The following is a 16986-nucleotide window of genomic DNA, read 5'->3' on the forward strand; positions in this document are numbered from 1 at the left end:
GAGTCTCACGCAACGGCGCTCCCTCCTAGTCCCGTCGGAACGGGGCCCGTCTCGTGGTGCGCCCGCAGGCGTCGCAGGGCCTCGAGATCGAAGACCTCGTCCGCGCGCCCGTAGCCGCCATCCATGACCTCGTCGACCAGGACCATGGTGTGCGGGCGCGCGGTCTCCCCGAAGAAGGAGACCAGCAGATCCGTCGTGCGGTGGATCAGATCCGCCTTCTGCGGACCGGTCATCATGCCCTGCGGGATCTTGAAATTGGCGAACGGCATCGATCGTCTCCAGGCTGAACTGATGAAACACGGGTCGCGCCCGCGCGCGGCGGAGCGGATGTCCTCGCGGATCTCCGCGCGCACCTCATTCCTGCGCCGCGCGGGCCGCGCGAGCGGCCTCGTTCAGGGTCGCGACGGCCGCGTCGAAGCGGTGCTCGGCCTCGGCGTTGCGCTGGAAGGCGACGCGCTGCACCAGGATCTCGGCCGGCGTCGGCTGTTGCTGGAACAGGGTTATCACCTCGTCGATGAAGTCGGCCAGCGGCAGGTAGCCCGCGCGGGTGGCCTGGCCGGGCGTGAGATCCGTCTGGACCGCCGGCGGCACCAGCTCGATCACCTCGACCCGGCCCTTGAGAACCTCGCGCAGCGAGACCGTGTAGCTGTGGATCGCCGCCTTCGTCGCCGAGTAGGTCGGTGTGGTCGTCAGGGGCACGAAGGCCAGCCCGGACGACACATTGATCAGCGCCGCGTCCGGCCGTGTGACCAGATGCGCGACGAGGGCATCCGTCAGACGGATCGGGCCGAGCAGGTTGGTGGTGATCGTCGCCTCCGCGTCGGAGAGGTCGCGCGCCTGATCCAGCGCCTCGAACCGCATGATGCCGGCGTTGTTGATCACCACGTTCAGGGCCGGGTGCTCGGCCGTGACGCGCCGGGCGAACGCCGCGATGTCTCCGGCATCCGCGATGTCGAGGGGCATCGCGTGCAGGCCCGGGCGGCCGGCCGTGACCCGTTCCAGTGCCTCCACGCGGCGACCAGCGACGATGACGGTGTTGCCCAGATCGTGGAAGCGATGGGCGAGCGCGGCTCCGATCCCGGACCCGCCGCCCGTGATGAGGATCGTGTTGCCGGAGGTTTTCATGATGGCGACCCCGTTGTTGTCGCCGCAGAGAGTATGGTTGACACTCTCCGCCCTGAAGTAGGCACCGAAAAGATTTGTACGCACCGAAAGGAGAGTGTCGAATGCGCAGGGCTGCCCCTGACCCCGCGATCGAGGCGAAGCGGCGCGGGACACCCCCGCAGGACGTCGATCCGGCGATCGAGGCCCTGGTGAACGACATCATCGGCCAAGTGGCCGACAAGTGGACCATGCTGATCCTCGAGGCGCTGGAGGAGCACGGCACCCTCCGGTTCACGCAGCTCGGCCGGGCCGTGGGCCGGATCAGCCAGAAGATGCTGACGCAGACCGTCCGCCAGATGGAGCGGGACGGTCTCGTCCGGCGGACGGTGCATCCGGTGATCCCGCCGCGCGTGGACTACACGCTGACGCCGCTGGGCCGGAGCCTGGGCGCCGCGTTCTGCGGCGTGTGGATCTGGGCCGAGACGCACCACGCCGAGATCGAGCGGGCCCGGCGGGCGTTCGCCGCGGCGGCCGAAGCTCCGGATCTTCCCGCCGACGCCGAGGCACCGTGAGGACAGAGGGCCTCCCGATCGCGGTCTGACCGCGCAGGACGGAGGGGCGTGCGGCCTTGGCGGGCTCGCCCGCGCGGGGCTGCCCCGCGCCTATTAACTGTCGAGCGGAAGAGCGATGTCGTCCTTCTCCAATGGTCTCGCCAAGCTTGGCGTTTCAGTCTAGCGTCTAAACTGAATTCGGCGGCAAGGCGGGCGCATCATGCAATCCACCCCTCCGTACGGTGAGCCGCCGCTCCCGATCAGTCCCGGCGCGATCGCCGACGGCCCGAAGGTCCCCGGCGCGGCGCGGCGCCGTTCCGTGGTCGCGGGCGCCATCGGCAACACGCTCGAATGGTACGATTTCGCCACCTACGGGTATTTCAGTGCCGTCATCGGCCGGAACTTCTTCCCGTCCGACAGCCCGACGACGTCGCTACTGTCGGCCTTCGCGGTGTTCGCCGCCGCCTTCTTCATGCGCCCGATCGGCGGCGTCGTGTTCGGCCACATCGGCGACCGCTACGGCCGGAAGACGGCACTCCTGCTGTCGGCGGGCCTAATGGCCGTCTCGACCTTCCTGATGGGCTGCCTGCCCACCTACGCGTCGGCCGGACTCCTCGCGCCCGTCCTGCTCGTGGTGCTGCGGCTCGGCCAGGGTCTCTCCGTCGGCGGCGAGTACACCTCCTCGGCCATCTTCCTGTCCGAGACCGCCGCGCCGGCGCGCCGCGGCCTGACCGGCAGCCTCGCCTGCATCGGGGCCGCCGGAGGCATCCTGCTCGGCTCCATTGCCGGGACGCTCGTCACCGGCCTGCTCACGCCGGAGGACGTGCACCAGTGGGGCTGGCGCCTGCCGTTCCTCTTCGGGATCGTGCTCGGCGTCTTCATCTTCGCCCTGCGTCGCCATATCGACGACGATCACGTCGAGACCGTGTTTCGCGAAGATCGGGCACCGACGGACCAGCGCTCACCGCTGCGCACGGCCGTCGCGATCGACGGCTCCGCCATGCTGCGCGCCTTCGCGATGAATCTCGGCTTGGCGTGCGGCTTCTACGTGGTGTTCGTCTACCTCGTGACGTTCATGCACACCGTGTCGGGCCTCCCGCAACACACGGCGTTTCTCATCAACTCCCTCGCCATGGTGGTTCAAGCCGTGTGCATCCCGATCGCCGGAGCCCTGTCCGACCGCTTCGGGCGCAAGCGTGTTCTGGTCCTGACCGGGGCGGGCCTGACAATCCTGTCATGGCCGCTCTTCATGCTGCTGACCACCGGCGACACGCTTCTGATCGTCCTGAGCCAGGTCGCGTTCGCGATCCTGATCGCCGGCAACGCCGCCGTCGTGCCGACGGCGTTCGTCGAGATGTTCCAGCACCGCTCGCGCTGCACGGCCCTGGCGATCAGCTTCAACGCCTCGATGGCGCTGGTCGGGGGCACCGCCCCGATGGCCGCGACGTGGATCGTCCACCACCTGGCCTGGCCCACGGGGCCGGGCCTCTACGTCGCCGTGCTGTCGGCCATCTCGCTCGCCGCAGTCCTCACGATGCGCGATCGGACCGGAGAATCGCTCGCGTGAGAGGATCGGCGCGCGGGGGGCGACACGCGGAGGCCGAAGTCACGTTGCGGCTCTCACAGAGCCGACGCCCCCTTCGGTCGTCGCTCGTCTCGACGGTGCCGGGCGTCCGATCGGCGGCGATCCGGGCGGCGCGGTCAATAGGTCACCCTCACTAGTGGAAGCCGAGAGCGGCTCAGCTAAAATCGACTGAGGGAGACAGAAGAGAGCCTGTCCAGCAATGATCGGGTGAGCACTGCGGAGATCTCTTCTTGCTCGACGCGGTCATCGCCATGACCGGCAGACGGGCATCGGCGCTCCCGAGGGACCTGGAGCATGGGATTCGACGTGACACGACCTCTCTGGCGCTCAGTTTCATCCCGCCTCGTCGTCGTGTCCTTCTCAGTCCTGATGATCGCGCCGGCGGCGCGGGCGGCCAGCACTCTGGAGGCGGCTCTCCGCGCGGTGCCCGATTCCGTCCTGGCGACGCCTGACCCGATGCCGATCGTCTTCATGGACGTCCAGGCGCTGTCCAGGGCCGCCGGCGGTGCGCTGAGCGACGCCGGCCTGCGGCGCATGGCCTTCGCGCAGAGCATCCGCCCGCTGAACGCCCTCAGCTACGGCGGCGCGCAGACATGGACCGAGAAGGCCGGCATCCCGTTCGAGGACATCTCCTATTTCGCGGCCTTCGGCCAGCCTCCGGCGCGCGTGACGCACTGGGGTCTGGCGACGCAGGCGGCAGCCGACACCCTGGTCGCCAAGCTGAAGGACAGGAACTTCCGGCCGGTCTCGACCGCACCGCGCATTCTCGCCAACGGTGAGCCGCGCGCCCTGAATCTCAGGGCCCGGCAGCCGACCGATCCCTGGTCCGGCCCGATGGGCGAGACCAGCGCGGTCCTGGCGATCGATCGCGTCGTCGCGCAGGCGTCCGCGGCCGCGGATCTGGAGACACGCGTCGGGGGCGGCCGGAGCGCGGCGGATCACGAGGCGGTCGCCACAGCGCTGACGGGTCTGGCCGCCGCGGATGAGCGCGACCCGGGCGCGATCCTTCAAGCGGCCGTCGTGACGCCGCTGATGGGGATCACCCCCGACGATCCTGCCGCCCTCCTGTCGGCGACGACCGATCTGGCCGCGCAGAGGAAGGCGATCGAGGATCAGCGCGAGCGCGGACGGGACGGCGTCCCGGCTTATGCCGGCGGTATCGTGGCGGACTATCAAGGGAAGAACGGTCCGGCCCTGCTCGTATCCCTCGCCTATCCCGATTGCCGGACGGCCGACAGGGCCGTCTCCGCTTTGAAGGCGCGTTGGCGAGCCGGCATGGCCCCTGCGGCCTCCGTCGACGGCCGCTCGGTCGAGAGCCCGCAGCGCGGCTGTGCCGCCGTCCTCCGCGTCGATCGTGCCGCGGGTGCGAACACCCCGTTCGGGGAGTTCCTCGGGACCTCCCTGCAGCGCGGCTTCAATGTCCTGCAGATCGGATCGCAGCGATGACCGGGCTCCGACGCGCCGGACCGGAGCGCGACCGTCCCGGCCGGCGCGGTCGAGGCGCGGTCGAGACGCGGCTTTCCTAGGCCTCGGCCGCTCTGGGCGCGGCCGGGTCGCCGGTCGCTCCGAGTTCGGCGGCGAACTTGCCGAAGAACTCGTCGGCGAGCTTGCGCGCGGTCGCCTGCATGAGCCGGCCACCCAGCGTCGCGATCTTGCCGCCGACCTCGGCCTTGGCGGTGTAGGTCAGGAGCGTCTCGCCGCCCTCCGCCGCGAGGCTGACGGCGGCGCGGCCCTTGGCGAAGCCCGCCATGCCGCCGTTGCCCTGGCCGACGAGGCTGTAGCCCTCGGGTGGGCGCAAGTCCTCGAGGCGGACCGTGCCCGCGAAGGTCGCCGAGACCGGCCCGACCTTGAGGGCGACCTTGGCCGTCATCTCCTCCGGGGAGGCCTGCACCAGCTCCTTGCAGCCGGGGATGCAGCGGGCCAGCACCTCCGGATCGTTCAGCGCCGCCCAGACGGCCTCCCGCGCGACCGGGATCCGATACGCGCCAGCGATGTCCATCCTGGTCTCCTCCTGACACTGCGCCGCCCACCGGCCGGTGCGGGCGCTCAGACCGCGCAGTAGCGCGCCTGGATCTCGGGATCGTCCCGCAGCGCGGCCGCGGGGGCGTGGTAGACGACGGCGCCGCCGTCGACGATGTAGACGCGGTCGGACACGTCGAGGGCGAGCTCGACGTTCTGCTCCACGAGCAGGATCGTGGTGCCGGCCCGCTTCATCGCGACGAACTGCGCGAACATCTCCTCGACCAGGATCGGCATGATCCCCTCCGAGGGCTCGTCGAGGAGCACCATCACGGGCTCGGCCATGAGCGCCCGGGCGATGGCGAGCATCTGCTGCTCGCCGCCCGACATCGTGACCGCCTCCTGCTTCAGGCGCTGCTTCAGCCGCGGGAAGGTCTCGGCGATGACCTCGATCCGCCGCGCCTCGTCGCGGCGCGTCGCGCGCGCCCCCCGTCCTGCCCCCCTGGCGGCCAGGATGCCGAGGCGCAGGTTCTCCTCCACGGTCAGCCCCGGCACGATGCGCCGCTCCTCCGGCACGTAGGCGAGGCCCCGGTGGAAGCGCTCGTGGGGCGGCCGGTGGAGGATGTCGGCGCCCGCGAAGGTCACGCGGCCCTCGCGCTTCGCCACGAGGCCCATGATCGCCTTCAGCGTGGTGGTCTTGCCGGCGCCGTTGCGGCCGACCAGCGTGACGATCTCGCCGGGGCGCACCTCCAGCGAGAGACCCTGCAGGATGTGGGAGTGGCCGTACCACGCCCGCAGGTCCTCGACCGCCAGGAGCGGCTGCGTGACGGCGGCGCTCATGCGGTCCCGCCCGTGATCTTGCCCGCCGTGTTGCCCAGGTAGACGCGGCGCACCTCCGGATGCGCCCGGATGTCGTCGGGGCTGCCCTCGGCCAGGAGCTGGCCCTGGTGGAGGACGACGAGGCGCCGGCACAGGCCCATGACGAGCTTCATCTTGTGCTCGACGAGGATCAGCGTCCGGGTCTCGGCGAGGCGCTGCACGAGGTCCATCATCTCGCGCGTCTCCTCGGGGCTCATCCCGGCGGTCGGCTCGTCGAGGAGGAGGAGGCTCGGCTCGGCGGCCAGCGCCACCGCGATCTCCAGGGCCCGCTGCTCGCCGTGGGCGAGTTCGCGCGCGAGGCGGTCCATCCGGGCGCCGAGCCCGACCTCGCCGAGGAGTTCCTCGGCCCGCTCCGCCAGCTCGGGATAGGCCGCGCGGTCCCGGAAGAACGCGAAGCGGACCCGCCGGGCCTGGGCGGCCACCCGCACGTTCTCGCGCACCGTGAGGTGCGGGAAGACGTTGGTGATCTGGAACGACTTGGCGATGCCCATCCGGGCGAAGGCGTGCGGGGCCGCGCCGGTGATGTCGCGCCCGCGGAACAGCACGCGGCCCTCGCTCGGCGGGAAGGCGCCCGAGATCAGGTTGAAGAAGGTCGACTTGCCCGCCCCGTTCGGCCCGATGATCGCGGTGATGCCGCCCTCCGGGAACGCGACCGTCACGTCCGACAGGGCGCGGAAATGCCCGAACCGCTTACCGAGGCCCTCCGTGGCGAGGATCGGCGGGGCCGCCACGGGCGCCGTGGCGGGCGCGGCGACGACCGGGGCGGCGCTCACCATCCGGCCCTCCTCAGGCGCGCCAGCACCTCGCCCCAGATGCCGAGCGGCAGGAACAGCACGAAGGCGATGAAGACGGCGCCGACGAAGAGCTGCCAGTGGCTCGTCACGGTGGCGAGCCCGTCCTGCAGGAGCGCGAAGGTCGCGGCGCCGACGAAGGGCCCGAAGAAGGTCCCCATGCCGCCGAGCAGCGCCATCATCACGGCCTGGCCGGAGGTCGAATAGTGCATCGTCTCGATCGGCACGATCGAGAGGTGGATCGCCTGGAGACCGCCCGCGAGGCCGCACAGGGCCCCGGAGATCACGAAGGCCGCGAGCTTCATGCGGCGCACGTCGTAGCCGCAGGCCTGCGCCCGGCCCTCGTTCTCGCGGATCGCCTCGAGGGCGGCCCCGAAGGGCGACGACAGGAGGCGCGAGAACAGCCAGACCGCGACGCCGACCACCGCCAGCGCGGCGTAGTACTTCACCACCGGGTCGAGGAGATTGAGGCTGAAGCCCGGCAGGGTCAGCGCCGGCACGTTGATGCCGCGCAGGCCGTTCTCGCCGCCGGTGAAGGCCTCCGCCTGGTAGAAGGCGTAGTAGACGCACATCGACAGCGCCAGGGTCGTCATCGCGAAGTAGATGCCGCGGGTGCGGATCGCCAGCACGCCCATGACGGCGGCGATGAGTGTCGCGAGCAGCGTGCCGGCGACGAGGGCCAGGGCCGGGTGCAGCCCGTAATGGACGATGGCGATGCCGCAGCCGTAGGCGCCGCCGCCCAGGAAGGCGGCGTGGCCGAAGGACAGGAGCCCGGTATAGCCGAACAGCAGGTTGAACCCGAGGGCGTAGAGCCAGAGCACCAGGATGTTCACGGCGAGGGCCTGGTAGGGCGCGATCCAGGGGAACACGAGGAGGAAGGCGAGCGTCAGGGCGACGCGGTGCCGGCCGCACCACGCCAGCCGGCGGCCGGTCCGGCCGGAGCCCGGCCGGGCCGCCGGCAAGGTAGCCGGAAGGGCGCCTCCCTTCGTGACGGCGGAGGCGGGGGCGCGGGCGCTCATCCGAGGGCTCCGGCCCGGCCGAGGAGGCCCCGGGGCCGCACGAGCAGCACCAGGGCCATGAGGGCGAAGATCGCCATCTTGGTCATGTCGGGGGCGACGAGCGACGTCATCGCCACCACGATGCCGACGATCAGCCCGGCGAGCACGGCCCCGGCCAGCGAGCCCATGCCGCCCACCACCGTGACCACGAAGGCCTCGGCGAGCACCGGGACCCCCATCTCGGGCGTGACGCCCTGCAGCGGCGCGGCGAGGATGCCGGCGAGCCCGGCGAGCGCGCAGCCCAGGGCGAAGACCGCGAGCCAGACCTTGGTGATCTCGATGCCGAGCACCTGCACGATCTGCGGGTCGCGGGCGCCGGCCCGGATCACGAGGCCGAAGGGCGTGCGCTCGATGAACAGCCACAGGGCGCCCACCACCGCCAGCGCGAAGCCGATCAGGAACAGGCGGTAGAGGGGGAAGTAGCCGATGCCGATGTCGACCGCGCCGCGCAGCTCGGGCGGCGCCCCGAAGGGCAGGCCCGTCAGCCCAAAGGCGATGCGCACGCTCTCGACCATCACGTACGACAGGCCGAAGGTGAGGAGCAGCGGGTCGTCGATGCCGCGCCCGTAGAGGGGGCGCACGAGCACGCGCTCCACGGCGAGCCCGAGGAGCCCCATCGCCAGCGGCGCCGCGACGAGACTGAGCCAGAAGCTGCCGGTGAAGCCGTACAGGAAAACGCCGACATAGGCGCCGACCATGAAGAACGCGCCGTGGGCGAAGTTGACGACGTTCATGAGCCCGAAGATCAGCGACAGGCCGATGCCGACGAGCACGTAGATCGCTCCCAGCGCGATGCCGGTCACGAGCTGGAGGGCGAGGAGATCGAGGGGGAAGCCGCCGATCGTGATGGCGCTCAAGGCCGCGCCCTCCCGCGGGTTCGCACGGAGCGCCTCACGCCTTGTGCCCGAGTTCGTCGCAGCCGCGCAGGAAGCGCTCGTCGGGCCCCTCCGTGCCGAGGATCGTGAAGACGTCGTCCGGAGTCTTCATGTCCTTCGACTTCGCCTCGACGATCAGGACCGACTGCACCGACTGGTGGTCGCATTTCCGGAAGCTCTGCGGACCCTTGTAGAAGTCGGCCTTAAGGGCCTCCATGGCGGCCACGACCTTGTCGGTCTCGACCGACCCGGCGGCCTTCACGCCCTCCAGCACCGAGCGGACGCCGGCATAGCCCAGCGCCCCGTAATCCGACGGCACGGCGCCGTTGTAGGCGGCGCGGAACCGGTCGTTGAACGCCTTGGCGGAGGGCACGCTGTCCTCCAGGCGCCAGTAGTAGGAGGTGCCGCCGATCACGCCGTCGAAGGCGTCGCCGCCGGCCTTGCGGGCGGTGAAGAGCAGGACCGGCGCGACGAGCTTGGTGGTGCGCTTCAGGCCGAACTCGGTCGCCTGCTGGATCGAGACGACCTGGTCCCGGCCGAAATTGCACAGGCAGAGCACGTCGGGCTTGAGCGCGGCGATCCGGGGCAGGAAGGCCGAGTAGTCGGAGGCGCCGATCGGGTGGCGGATGTCGGCCACGACCTCGATGCCCGAGGCCTCGCCGGCGCGCTTGAACCCGCGCATCATCTCGTGGCCGTACGCGTAGTCGGCGCTGAGGAAGGCGACGCGCTTGCCCGACTTCGGGAAGACGTAGCGGCCGACCGCGCCCGCGGTCATGTGCGGGTTCAGGGCCTCGTGGAAGGTCGTGCGGCCGAAATCCTTGGCCTCGTTGATCGCGTCGGACTGGCTGATCGAGTTGTAGATCACGCCGCGCTCGCGGGCGACGTTGTTGATCGACAGGGTCACGGCCGCCGAGAGGCCGCCGACCAGGAAGTTGACCTTGTCCTTCTCGATCAGTTCGAGGGTCCGGGTCGCCGCCTCGCCGGGGTTGAGCTTGTCGTCGCGCACGAGGAGCTCGGCCGTGCGGCCCTGGAAGCCGCCGGCCTCGTTGAACGCCTTGACGGCGAGCTGGGCAGCGCGGACCTGGTCGTTCGCCTCGGCCCCGAAGGCGCCGGTGAGCGGCACCGGGAAGCCGATCCGGATCGGGCCTCCGGTCGAACCGCCTTGCGCGATCGCGGAGCGCAGGAGCGCCGGGGCGGCGAGCGCCAGCGCGGATGCGGCGGCGCTGCCCTGGAGCAGCCGGCGCCTGTCGAAGCCCGTTCCCATTCCCGTCCCTCCGTCGGCGTTTCCTGATCGGGACCGGTCTCTTCGGCGGACCGTGCCCCGTGATGGTCGATGTGTCGTCGTGGTCGATGTGTCCTGACCGGAGAAGGCCATCCGTCCTTGCGAGCGCAGCGAAGCAATCCAGGGAGCCGCCACGTTCGGCAGCGTCCCGCTGCCCTGGATTGCTTCGCTGCGCTCGCAAAGACGGCGAAGCCTATCCGGTTTATCCGTCCTGTGATCAGATCAGTCCCAGCGCCTCCAGCACGACCTCGGGCGTCACCGGCTGGCGCGCGACCCGGGCGTTCAGCGGCGCGAGCGCGTCGTTGATGGCGTTGACGACCGCCGCCGGCGCGCCGGCGGTGCCGGCCTCGCCCGCGCCCTTGGCGCCGATCTCGGACGACGCGGTGGCCGAGACCACGTGGGCGACGTCGATATCGGGCATCTCGCCGGCCATCGGCACGAGGTAGTCGGCCATCGACCCGTTCAGCAGCTGGCCCTCGCCGTCGTAGAGGCAGTGCTCGAACAGGGCCCCGCCGATCCCCTGGACGATGCCGCCGCGGATCTGCTCGTCGACGAGGAGCGGGTTGAGCACGGTGCCGCAATCCTCGACGCACCAGTGCTTGAGCAGCCGCACGAAGCCCGTCTCGGTGTCGACCTCGACGTAGGAGGCCTGCACGCCGTTGGTGAAGGCGAAGGGGTAGTCCTTGGGCACGTAGTGCCGGGTCGCCACGAATTCGGGCTGCACCCCCGGCGGCAGCGTGTCGGGGCGGAAGTAGACGATGCGGCCGAGCTCCGCGAGCGGCATGCGCTCGGTCCCGGTGCCTGCGTCCACCACGGCGCCGTCGCGGACGTCGAGGCTTTCCGGATCGGCCTGCAGGATCGCGCCCGCCACCGCCAGGACGTTGCCGCACAGCGCCTTGCCGGCCTGCCACGCGGCCTCGCCGCCGATGCCGGCCCCGCGCGAGGCCCAGGTCCCGCCGCCGTAGGGCGTCGCCTGCGTGTCGCCGGAGATCACCCGGACCTTGTCCATCGGCACGCCCGTGGCGGTGGCCACGATCTGCGCGATGATGCCCTCGGTGCCCTGGCCCTGCTCGGTGACGCTGACCGACGCGACGACGCCGCCCTGCGGATCGAGCCGGATCGTGCAGCCGTCCTGGGAGGAGATGCGCGCGCCGCCGACCCCGTAGAAGGCCGCCGACGGGTTGGTGATCTCGATGAAAGCCGCGAGCCCGATGCCCCGGTGGATCCCCCGCCGGCGCAGGTCCGCCTGCTCGGCCCGGAGACCGTCGTAATCCATCATCGCCTTGAGCTTGGCGAGCGCCGCCTGGTGGGACAGCTTCTCCAGCTTGATCCCCGAGACGCCCGCGCAGGGATAGGCGTCGTCCGGGATGACGTTGCGCTCGCGCACGGCCAGGGGGTCGAGGCCGAGCCGGGCGGCGCCGAGATCGACGAGCCCCTCGGCGACCATCGTGGCGATCGGGTGGCCCACCGCCCGGTACTGGCAGGTCGGCGCCTTGTTCTGGAGCACGACGCGGGCGCGAGCCCGGTAGTGCCGGTGCCGGTAGGGGCCGCCGGTCAGGTTGACGACCTGGTTGGCCTCGACCGCGCTGGTGCGCGGGTAGACCGAGTAGGGCCCGATGCCCGTGAGGTCGTCCATGTCGAGGGCGAGGATGTCGCCCTCGGCCGAGAAGGCCATCCGGGCGGTGACCCGGTGGTCGCGGGCATGGATGTCGCTCTGGAAGCTCTCCAGCCGGTCGGCGACGAACTTGACCGGGCGCTTGAGCATCAGCGCCAGCGCGCAGGTCGCCATCTCGTCGGGGTAGATGTGGACCTTGATCCCGAAGGACCCGCCGACATCCTTGCAGATCACCCGCACCGCCCCCTCGGGGAGGGCGAGGTGCTTGCACAGGATGTCCTGCATCATGTGCGGCGCCTGGAAGGAGTGGTGGACGGTGAGCATCCCGTCCGCCGCCGCCCAGTCGGCCAGGATCGCCCGCGGCTCCAGGCACACGCCCGTGTGCCGGCCGAACTGGAAGGTCTCCTCGACCACCAGGGCCGCGTCGCGGAAGGCCGCGTCGACGTCGCCGACGTCGAGGACGCGCTCGAAGGCGAGGTTGTCGCCGAGCTCGGCGTGGATCGCGGGCGTCGCGGGATCGAGCGCCGTCTCCATGTCGACGACGGCGGGGAGCGGGTCGAACTCGACCGTGATCGCCGCGAGCGCGTCCTCGGCCTCGGCCCGGCCGTGCGCGACGACCGCGCAGAACGGCTCGCCGACCCAGGTCACCCGGTCGAGGGCCAGGGCGTGCTGGGGCGCCGAGCGCAGGCCCTTGAAGTGTCCGAGGACGCCGACCCAGGGCGTGCAGATCTCCGCGAGTTCGGGCCCCGTCACCACGGCGATCACGCCGGGCATCGCCCTGGCGTCCGTGGTCTCCAGCGCGACGATGCGGGCGTGGGCGTGGGGGCTGCGCAGGAAGGCGACGTGACCGAGGCGGGCGACGGCCACGTCGTCCACGTAGACGCCCCGTCCCTCGAGCAGGCGCCGCGCGTTCGGCCGCGGGACGGAGCGGCCGATATAGCTGTTCGGCCGGTCGAGGAAGGTGAGGCCGCCCGGATCCGCGCTCATTCGGCGGCCTCCAGGCCGGCATCCCTGCCGGCATCCCGGCGGCCTTGCCCGCGCGCCTCGGCGGTCGACGCGATGGCGTCGACGATGGCGTGGTAGCCGGTGCAGCGGCAGTAATTGCCCGCGATCGCCGCGCGGATCGCCTCGCGCGAGGTGGCCGCGTCCGCGTCGTCCAGGAGCTCGGCGGCCGTCACCAGCATGCCGGGGGTACAGTAGCCGCATTGCAGGGCGTTGCGGGCGTGGAAGGCGTCCTGCAGGTCGCGGATGCGCCCGCTCTCGGTCAGGCCCTCCACGGTCTCGACGGTGGCGCCGTCGGCCTGGACGCCGAGCATCAGGCAGGACCGCACCGCCCGGCCGTCGACCAGGATCGTGCAGGCGCCGCAGACGCCGTGCTCGCAGCCGAGATGCACGCCGGTGAGACCGAAGGACTGGCGCAGCAGGTCGCCGAGATGCATCCGGGCCGGGACATGCGCCCGCACGGCCTCGCCGTTCAGCGTGAAAGCGACCGCGTGCGCGCGGTCGGGGCTCTCAGACGCCATCGGGACCGCCCTCCTGCGCGCTGCCGCCGCGCATCCTCGCCGCCACGCGGCCGAGGATCACGCGGGCGAGGTGGAGCCGCGTCGCGGCCTTGGTCGTCGGGTCGTCCGGCGGGTCGAGCTCACCGGCGAGCGCCGCCTGGGCGCCCGCGAGATCGCCGGCCTCCAGGGCCGCCGCGGCGTCGCGGGCGAGCACCGGCCGGTCGGCCACGCCGAAGAAGGCGAGGCGCAGGTCCGACAGGCCGCCCGCGGACCGACGCCCGGTCGCCGCGAGGCCGACGAGGGCGTAGTCGCCGTGGCGGCGCGACAGTTCCTCGAAGCCCCAGACCGCGTCGGCCCCCGGCACCGGGAACTCGATCGCCGTGACGATCTCGCCGGGCTCCAGGGCCGTCGTGTAGAGGCCCTGGAAGAAATCATCCGCCAGGACGCGCCGCTCGGCCCCGGGCCCGCGCACCACGATCGAGGCGCCCGCGGCGAGGCAGCAGGCGGGCCACTCGGTGGCCGGGTCGGCCAGCGCCACCGAGCCGCCGATCGTGCCGCGGTTGCGGATCGCCGGATGGGCGATGTGGGGCAGGGCGGCGGCGAGCAGCGGCAGGCGCTCGCGCACGAGTGCCGCGGTCCCGACGTCGCGGTGACGCGTCATCGCGCCGATCCGAACAATGCCGCCGGCCTCGCCGCCGGCCTCCGAGACACCGGTGAGTTCGGGGATCGCGTTGAGGTCGACCAGCAGGCCGGGCGCCGAGAGCCGCATGTTGAGGGCCGTGACGAGGCTCTGGCCGCCCGCCAGCGGAACGGCGTCCTCCCCGTGCTCGGCGAGCAGGGCCAGCGCCGCGTCGAGCGAGGCCGGACGCGCGTAGGCGAAGTCGGGCGCCTTCAAGCGCTGGTCCTCCTCCCGATGGGCTTGCCCATGACCGCCCCGATGGGACAGGCTGGAGGCCCTTATTGATCGTTCGCTCAATAGAAGGCGAAACCGAGATGGCGTCAAGCAGGCCGGCGGACAGTGACGGTCGCGTGCCGACCGGCCGGCGGCTGACGCCGGAGGCCCGCGAGCGCCAGATCGTCGAGGGCGCGGTCGCCTACTTCGCCGAGGTCGGCCTCGACGGGCACACCCGGGAGCTCGCCCGCCGGCTGGGCATCACGCAGCCGCTGCTGTTCCGCTATTTCCCGACCAAGGCGGCGCTCATCGAGCGCATCTACGAGGAGGTCTATCTCAGGCGCTGGGATCCCGGCTGGGAGGCGACGGTGCGCGACACCGCGCTCCCCGTCCTCGAGCGCTTCCGGCGCTTCGAGATCGACTACCAGCGCCGCATCGACGACTACGCGTGGCTGCGGATCTTCGTGTCGGCCGGCCTCAAGGGGTTCGATCTGCCGAGCCGCTACCTCGGCATGGTCCGCGCGCGCATCTTCGCGCCGCTGCTCGCCGGGATGCGCGCCGAGTCGAACCTGCCGGACCCGGAGGTTCAGCCGCTCGCCGCGGACGAGTTCGAGCTCCTGTTCGGCATCCACGGCGCGCTGGTCTACGTCGGCCTGCGCTCGCGGGTCTACGGCATGGACGGCACGGCGGACCGCGACGCGGTCCGGGCCGCCATGCTCGACGCCGCGCTTCCAGGGCTGCTCGCCACCCACCGCCGGGTGGTGACGGCGGCGCGGTCGTCCGACGCGCTGTAGGGCCGTCCCCGGGATACCCGGATCACGGGAGGCGCCGGTCCGGCCCGCCCGCGTCACCGGAGCGGGCGGCCGCGGCGATGACTTTCGCGGGAACTGCGTTAGCCTCGCGGGCCGGAGGAACGCCATGACCCAGGGAACGGAACCGGCGGCGCTGCCGCCCCACTTGGCACAGGAATACGCGGCGGCGCGGGACAACGGCTGCGTCGGCACCCGGCTGCTCTCGGAGGATGACCGCTCCCGGGTCTGGACCATCGTCCTGGCGCCCGGCGCCCGGATCGGCTTCCACACGCACGTGCTCGACTATTTCTGGACCGCGGTGACGGCGGGGCGGGCCCGCTCGCATTACGGCGACGGGCGGGTCGCGGAGGTCGATTACCGCGCGGGCGACATCCAGCACCTGTCGTTCGGGCCGGGCGAGTCGATGACCCACGACCTCGCCAATATCGGCGACACGGAGCTGATCTTCACCACCGTCGAGTTCCTGGACAGCGCGAACCCGCCCCTCGCGCTCCCGGCCGCCGTGCGCGCGGAGGCGACCCGCCGCGCGGCCTAAGCGCGGGGGACATCGGGCGGGACCGCCGTCCCGGCCATCACCGCCTCGGGGCTGCGGAACCGCTCCGCCGCCGCCCGCTCGGCCGCGCCGCGCTGCTGCGCCTGCAGGTACGCGCCGAGATCGCGTCCCCGCGCCACGACGGCCGCGCCGTAGGCGCGTCGGCGCGCCTCGAAGGCCGTGAGCGCGGCGTCCACGTCGCCGCCGGCCGCGTCCAGGGCGTCCGCGAGGGCGGCGGCGTCCTCCATGGCCTTGGTCGCGCCCATCCCGACATGGGGCCGGGCCACGAAGGCGGCGTCGCCGATCAGGGCGACGCCGCGGGCCGGGATCATGGTCGGCGTCTCGATGTCCAGGATCGCCTGCAGGAACGGCTGCTCGGCGCGCAGCATGACCTCGGCGAAGGGGGGCGCCAGGATCCGCGCCGCGTCGGCGCGCATCGACTCCAGCACCGCGGCCTTGATGCGGCCCGGCGGGATGGAGAGGGCGTGGCGGACGCCGCCGGTATCGGTCAGCAGCGCGGCGAGCGCGGCCTCCTCGGTCGGCCTGTACCAGACCGCGTTGAAGCACAGCCCGGCGGCCTCGTCCGCGCGCCCGGGCACGGGATAGCCGAGGATCTGCTCGCCCGGAGGCAGGCAGAACGCGAAATGGCCGCCGATCGCCTCCTGGGTCGCCGGCGCGAGGGCCGCCGCGTCGACGACGGCGCGCCACGCCACGTAACCGGCGTAGCGCGGCGCGACACCGCTCAGGAACCGGGACCGCACCGTCGAGAACTGCCCGTCGGCGCCGACGAGGAGATCCGCGGAGATCCGGCGGCCGTCCTCGAAGAAGGCGACGACGCGCGCGCCGTCGGATTCGACCGCGGCGAGCGCCGCGCCGTAGCGGACGCTGTCCGGGGGCGCGGCGTCCAGGAGCAGGCCGTAGAGCCGTCCCCAGCTCGCCAGCACCTGCGGCAGGCTCCGCTCCGCGATCACGGTCCCGTCCCGGTCGAGGACCCGGCGGCCCTCGACGGTGACGCCGAGATCGCCCGCCCCGGCCGGAGCACCGCAGCGCGCCAGCACCGCCCGGAGGCCGGGATGCGTGACGATCCCCGCCCCGCGGCCCGTGAGCGCGGCCGCCGACCGCTCGAACACCGTGACGGCGTGGCCGCTCCGCGCGAGCAGGCACGCCGTGGTCAGCCCGGCGATCGAGCCGCCGATGACGGCCACGTCCAGTCGCTTCATGCAGCCCTCGAACCGGGACGGCGGTCCCGACCGCGCCCAGCATGGACGCGCCCGGCCGGCCGGCCAAGATCGAAATCGCCGCGGGGCGCCGCGCTAGGTCGCGGACTCATTAAGCTCGCAGCCAGACCCGCACGGCTGCGAGCTTGACGCTGGCGAGGAAGTTGTCGGGATCCTTGTCGTAGCGCGTGGCGACGGCGCGGAAGTGCTTGATCTTGCTGAAGAAGCGCTCGACCAGATTGCGGTACTTGTACAGGAACGGGCTGAAGGCCAACACCTTCTTGCGGTTGGGCATCGGCCTGACGTTCGCCCACGCGCCCTGCTCAGCCATC

At 71.9% G+C, this 16986-nt stretch carries 18 protein-coding genes; 5 read left to right on the forward strand and 13 right to left on the reverse strand.

Annotation, left to right across the window (positions count from 1 at the left end; genetic code table 11):
- Positions 1-5: 5 nt before the first annotated feature.
- Both BM314_RS27465 and BM314_RS27470 read right to left on the reverse strand, forming a co-directional pair.
- A complete protein-coding gene (locus BM314_RS27465; RefSeq protein ID WP_091981627.1) occupies positions 6-269 on the reverse strand; it encodes a tautomerase family protein in 264 nt (87 codons plus the stop codon).
- An 85-nt stretch (positions 270-354) separates the two neighbouring features.
- On the reverse strand, positions 355-1125 hold the full coding sequence (locus BM314_RS27470; protein ID WP_091981629.1) for an SDR family oxidoreductase: 771 nt from the start codon (positions 1123-1125) through the stop codon (positions 355-357).
- A gap of 101 nt (positions 1126-1226) precedes the next feature.
- Here BM314_RS27470 and BM314_RS27475 point away from each other — a divergent pair, with 101 nt between their 5' ends.
- From BM314_RS27475 to BM314_RS27485, 3 genes are all read left to right on the forward strand, one after another.
- Complete coding sequence (locus BM314_RS27475) at positions 1227-1676, forward strand: winged helix-turn-helix transcriptional regulator (protein ID WP_091981632.1); 450 nt, start codon at positions 1227-1229, stop codon at positions 1674-1676.
- Positions 1677-1875: 199 nt separating this feature from the next.
- Positions 1876-3222 carry an MFS transporter gene (locus BM314_RS27480; protein WP_091981633.1) on the forward strand — a complete coding sequence of 449 codons (1347 nt, stop codon included), beginning with the start codon at positions 1876-1878 and terminating at the stop codon, positions 3220-3222.
- Between the two features lie 324 nt (positions 3223-3546).
- On the forward strand, positions 3547-4686 hold the full coding sequence (locus tag BM314_RS27485) for a hypothetical protein (protein WP_244540057.1): 1140 nt from the start codon (positions 3547-3549) through the stop codon (positions 4684-4686).
- A gap of 76 nt (positions 4687-4762) precedes the next feature.
- Here the strand turns inward: BM314_RS27485 and BM314_RS27490 are convergent, their stop codons facing one another.
- From BM314_RS27490 to BM314_RS27530, 9 genes are all read right to left on the reverse strand, one after another.
- Positions 4763-5239: an SRPBCC family protein gene (locus BM314_RS27490; RefSeq protein ID WP_091981639.1), complete on the reverse strand. Its 477-nt coding sequence runs from the start codon at positions 5237-5239 to the stop codon at positions 4763-4765.
- A gap of 47 nt (positions 5240-5286) precedes the next feature.
- Positions 5287-6039, reverse strand: coding sequence for an ABC transporter ATP-binding protein (locus tag BM314_RS27495; protein ID WP_056527151.1), 753 nt, complete (start codon positions 6037-6039; stop codon positions 5287-5289).
- The gene (locus BM314_RS27500) at positions 6036-6854 is read right to left on the reverse strand and encodes an ABC transporter ATP-binding protein (RefSeq protein WP_091981642.1); all 819 of its coding nucleotides are present in this window, start codon (positions 6852-6854) and stop codon (positions 6036-6038) included. Before BM314_RS27500 ends, BM314_RS27495 begins: the two co-directional genes overlap by 4 nt.
- Positions 6848-7888, reverse strand: coding sequence for a branched-chain amino acid ABC transporter permease (locus BM314_RS27505; protein WP_091981644.1), 1041 nt, complete (start codon positions 7886-7888; stop codon positions 6848-6850). Before BM314_RS27505 ends, BM314_RS27500 begins: the two co-directional genes overlap by 7 nt.
- Positions 7885-8784, reverse strand: coding sequence for a branched-chain amino acid ABC transporter permease (locus tag BM314_RS27510; RefSeq protein ID WP_056527142.1), 900 nt, complete (start codon positions 8782-8784; stop codon positions 7885-7887). The genes BM314_RS27505 and BM314_RS27510 overlap by 4 nt, the downstream gene beginning before the upstream one ends.
- Positions 8785-8818: 34 nt before the next feature.
- Positions 8819-10066 (reverse strand): ABC transporter substrate-binding protein, encoded by a 1248-nt coding sequence (locus tag BM314_RS27515; RefSeq protein ID WP_091981647.1) that lies wholly within the window; start codon positions 10064-10066, stop codon positions 8819-8821.
- Positions 10067-10301: 235 nt separating this feature from the next.
- A complete protein-coding gene (locus BM314_RS27520; protein ID WP_091981650.1) occupies positions 10302-12686 on the reverse strand; it encodes a xanthine dehydrogenase family protein molybdopterin-binding subunit in 2385 nt (794 codons plus the stop codon).
- Positions 12683-13222 carry a (2Fe-2S)-binding protein gene (locus BM314_RS27525; RefSeq protein ID WP_091981651.1) on the reverse strand — a complete coding sequence of 180 codons (540 nt, stop codon included), beginning with the start codon at positions 13220-13222 and terminating at the stop codon, positions 12683-12685. The genes BM314_RS27520 and BM314_RS27525 overlap by 4 nt, the downstream gene beginning before the upstream one ends.
- Positions 13212-14096, reverse strand: a complete 885-nt coding sequence (locus BM314_RS27530; RefSeq protein WP_091981654.1) for an FAD binding domain-containing protein — start codon at positions 14094-14096, stop codon at positions 13212-13214. Before BM314_RS27530 ends, BM314_RS27525 begins: the two co-directional genes overlap by 11 nt.
- 134 nt (positions 14097-14230) lie before the next feature.
- Here BM314_RS27530 and BM314_RS27535 point away from each other — a divergent pair, with 134 nt between their 5' ends.
- Together BM314_RS27535 and BM314_RS27540 are read left to right on the forward strand one after the other, a co-directional pair.
- A complete protein-coding gene (locus BM314_RS27535; RefSeq protein WP_244540058.1) occupies positions 14231-14887 on the forward strand; it encodes a TetR/AcrR family transcriptional regulator in 657 nt (218 codons plus the stop codon).
- Positions 14888-15011: 124 nt separating this feature from the next.
- The gene (locus tag BM314_RS27540; protein WP_020094444.1) at positions 15012-15440 is read left to right on the forward strand and encodes a cupin domain-containing protein; all 429 of its coding nucleotides are present in this window, start codon (positions 15012-15014) and stop codon (positions 15438-15440) included.
- Here BM314_RS27540 and BM314_RS27545 read toward each other — a convergent pair.
- The gene (locus tag BM314_RS27545) at positions 15437-16657 is read right to left on the reverse strand and encodes an FAD binding domain-containing protein (protein WP_091981655.1); all 1221 of its coding nucleotides are present in this window, start codon (positions 16655-16657) and stop codon (positions 15437-15439) included. The two genes, BM314_RS27540 and BM314_RS27545, sit on opposite strands and share 4 nt — an antisense overlap.
- A gap of 109 nt (positions 16658-16766) precedes the next feature.
- Positions 16767-16986: transposase (locus BM314_RS27550; RefSeq protein WP_139237891.1), on the reverse strand; the 220-nt coding region annotated here is incomplete at its 5' end.

This window comes from Methylobacterium sp. 13MFTsu3.1M2 (genome assembly GCF_900112625.1).
In the GTDB taxonomy this organism is placed as follows: domain Bacteria; phylum Pseudomonadota; class Alphaproteobacteria; order Rhizobiales; family Beijerinckiaceae; genus Methylobacterium.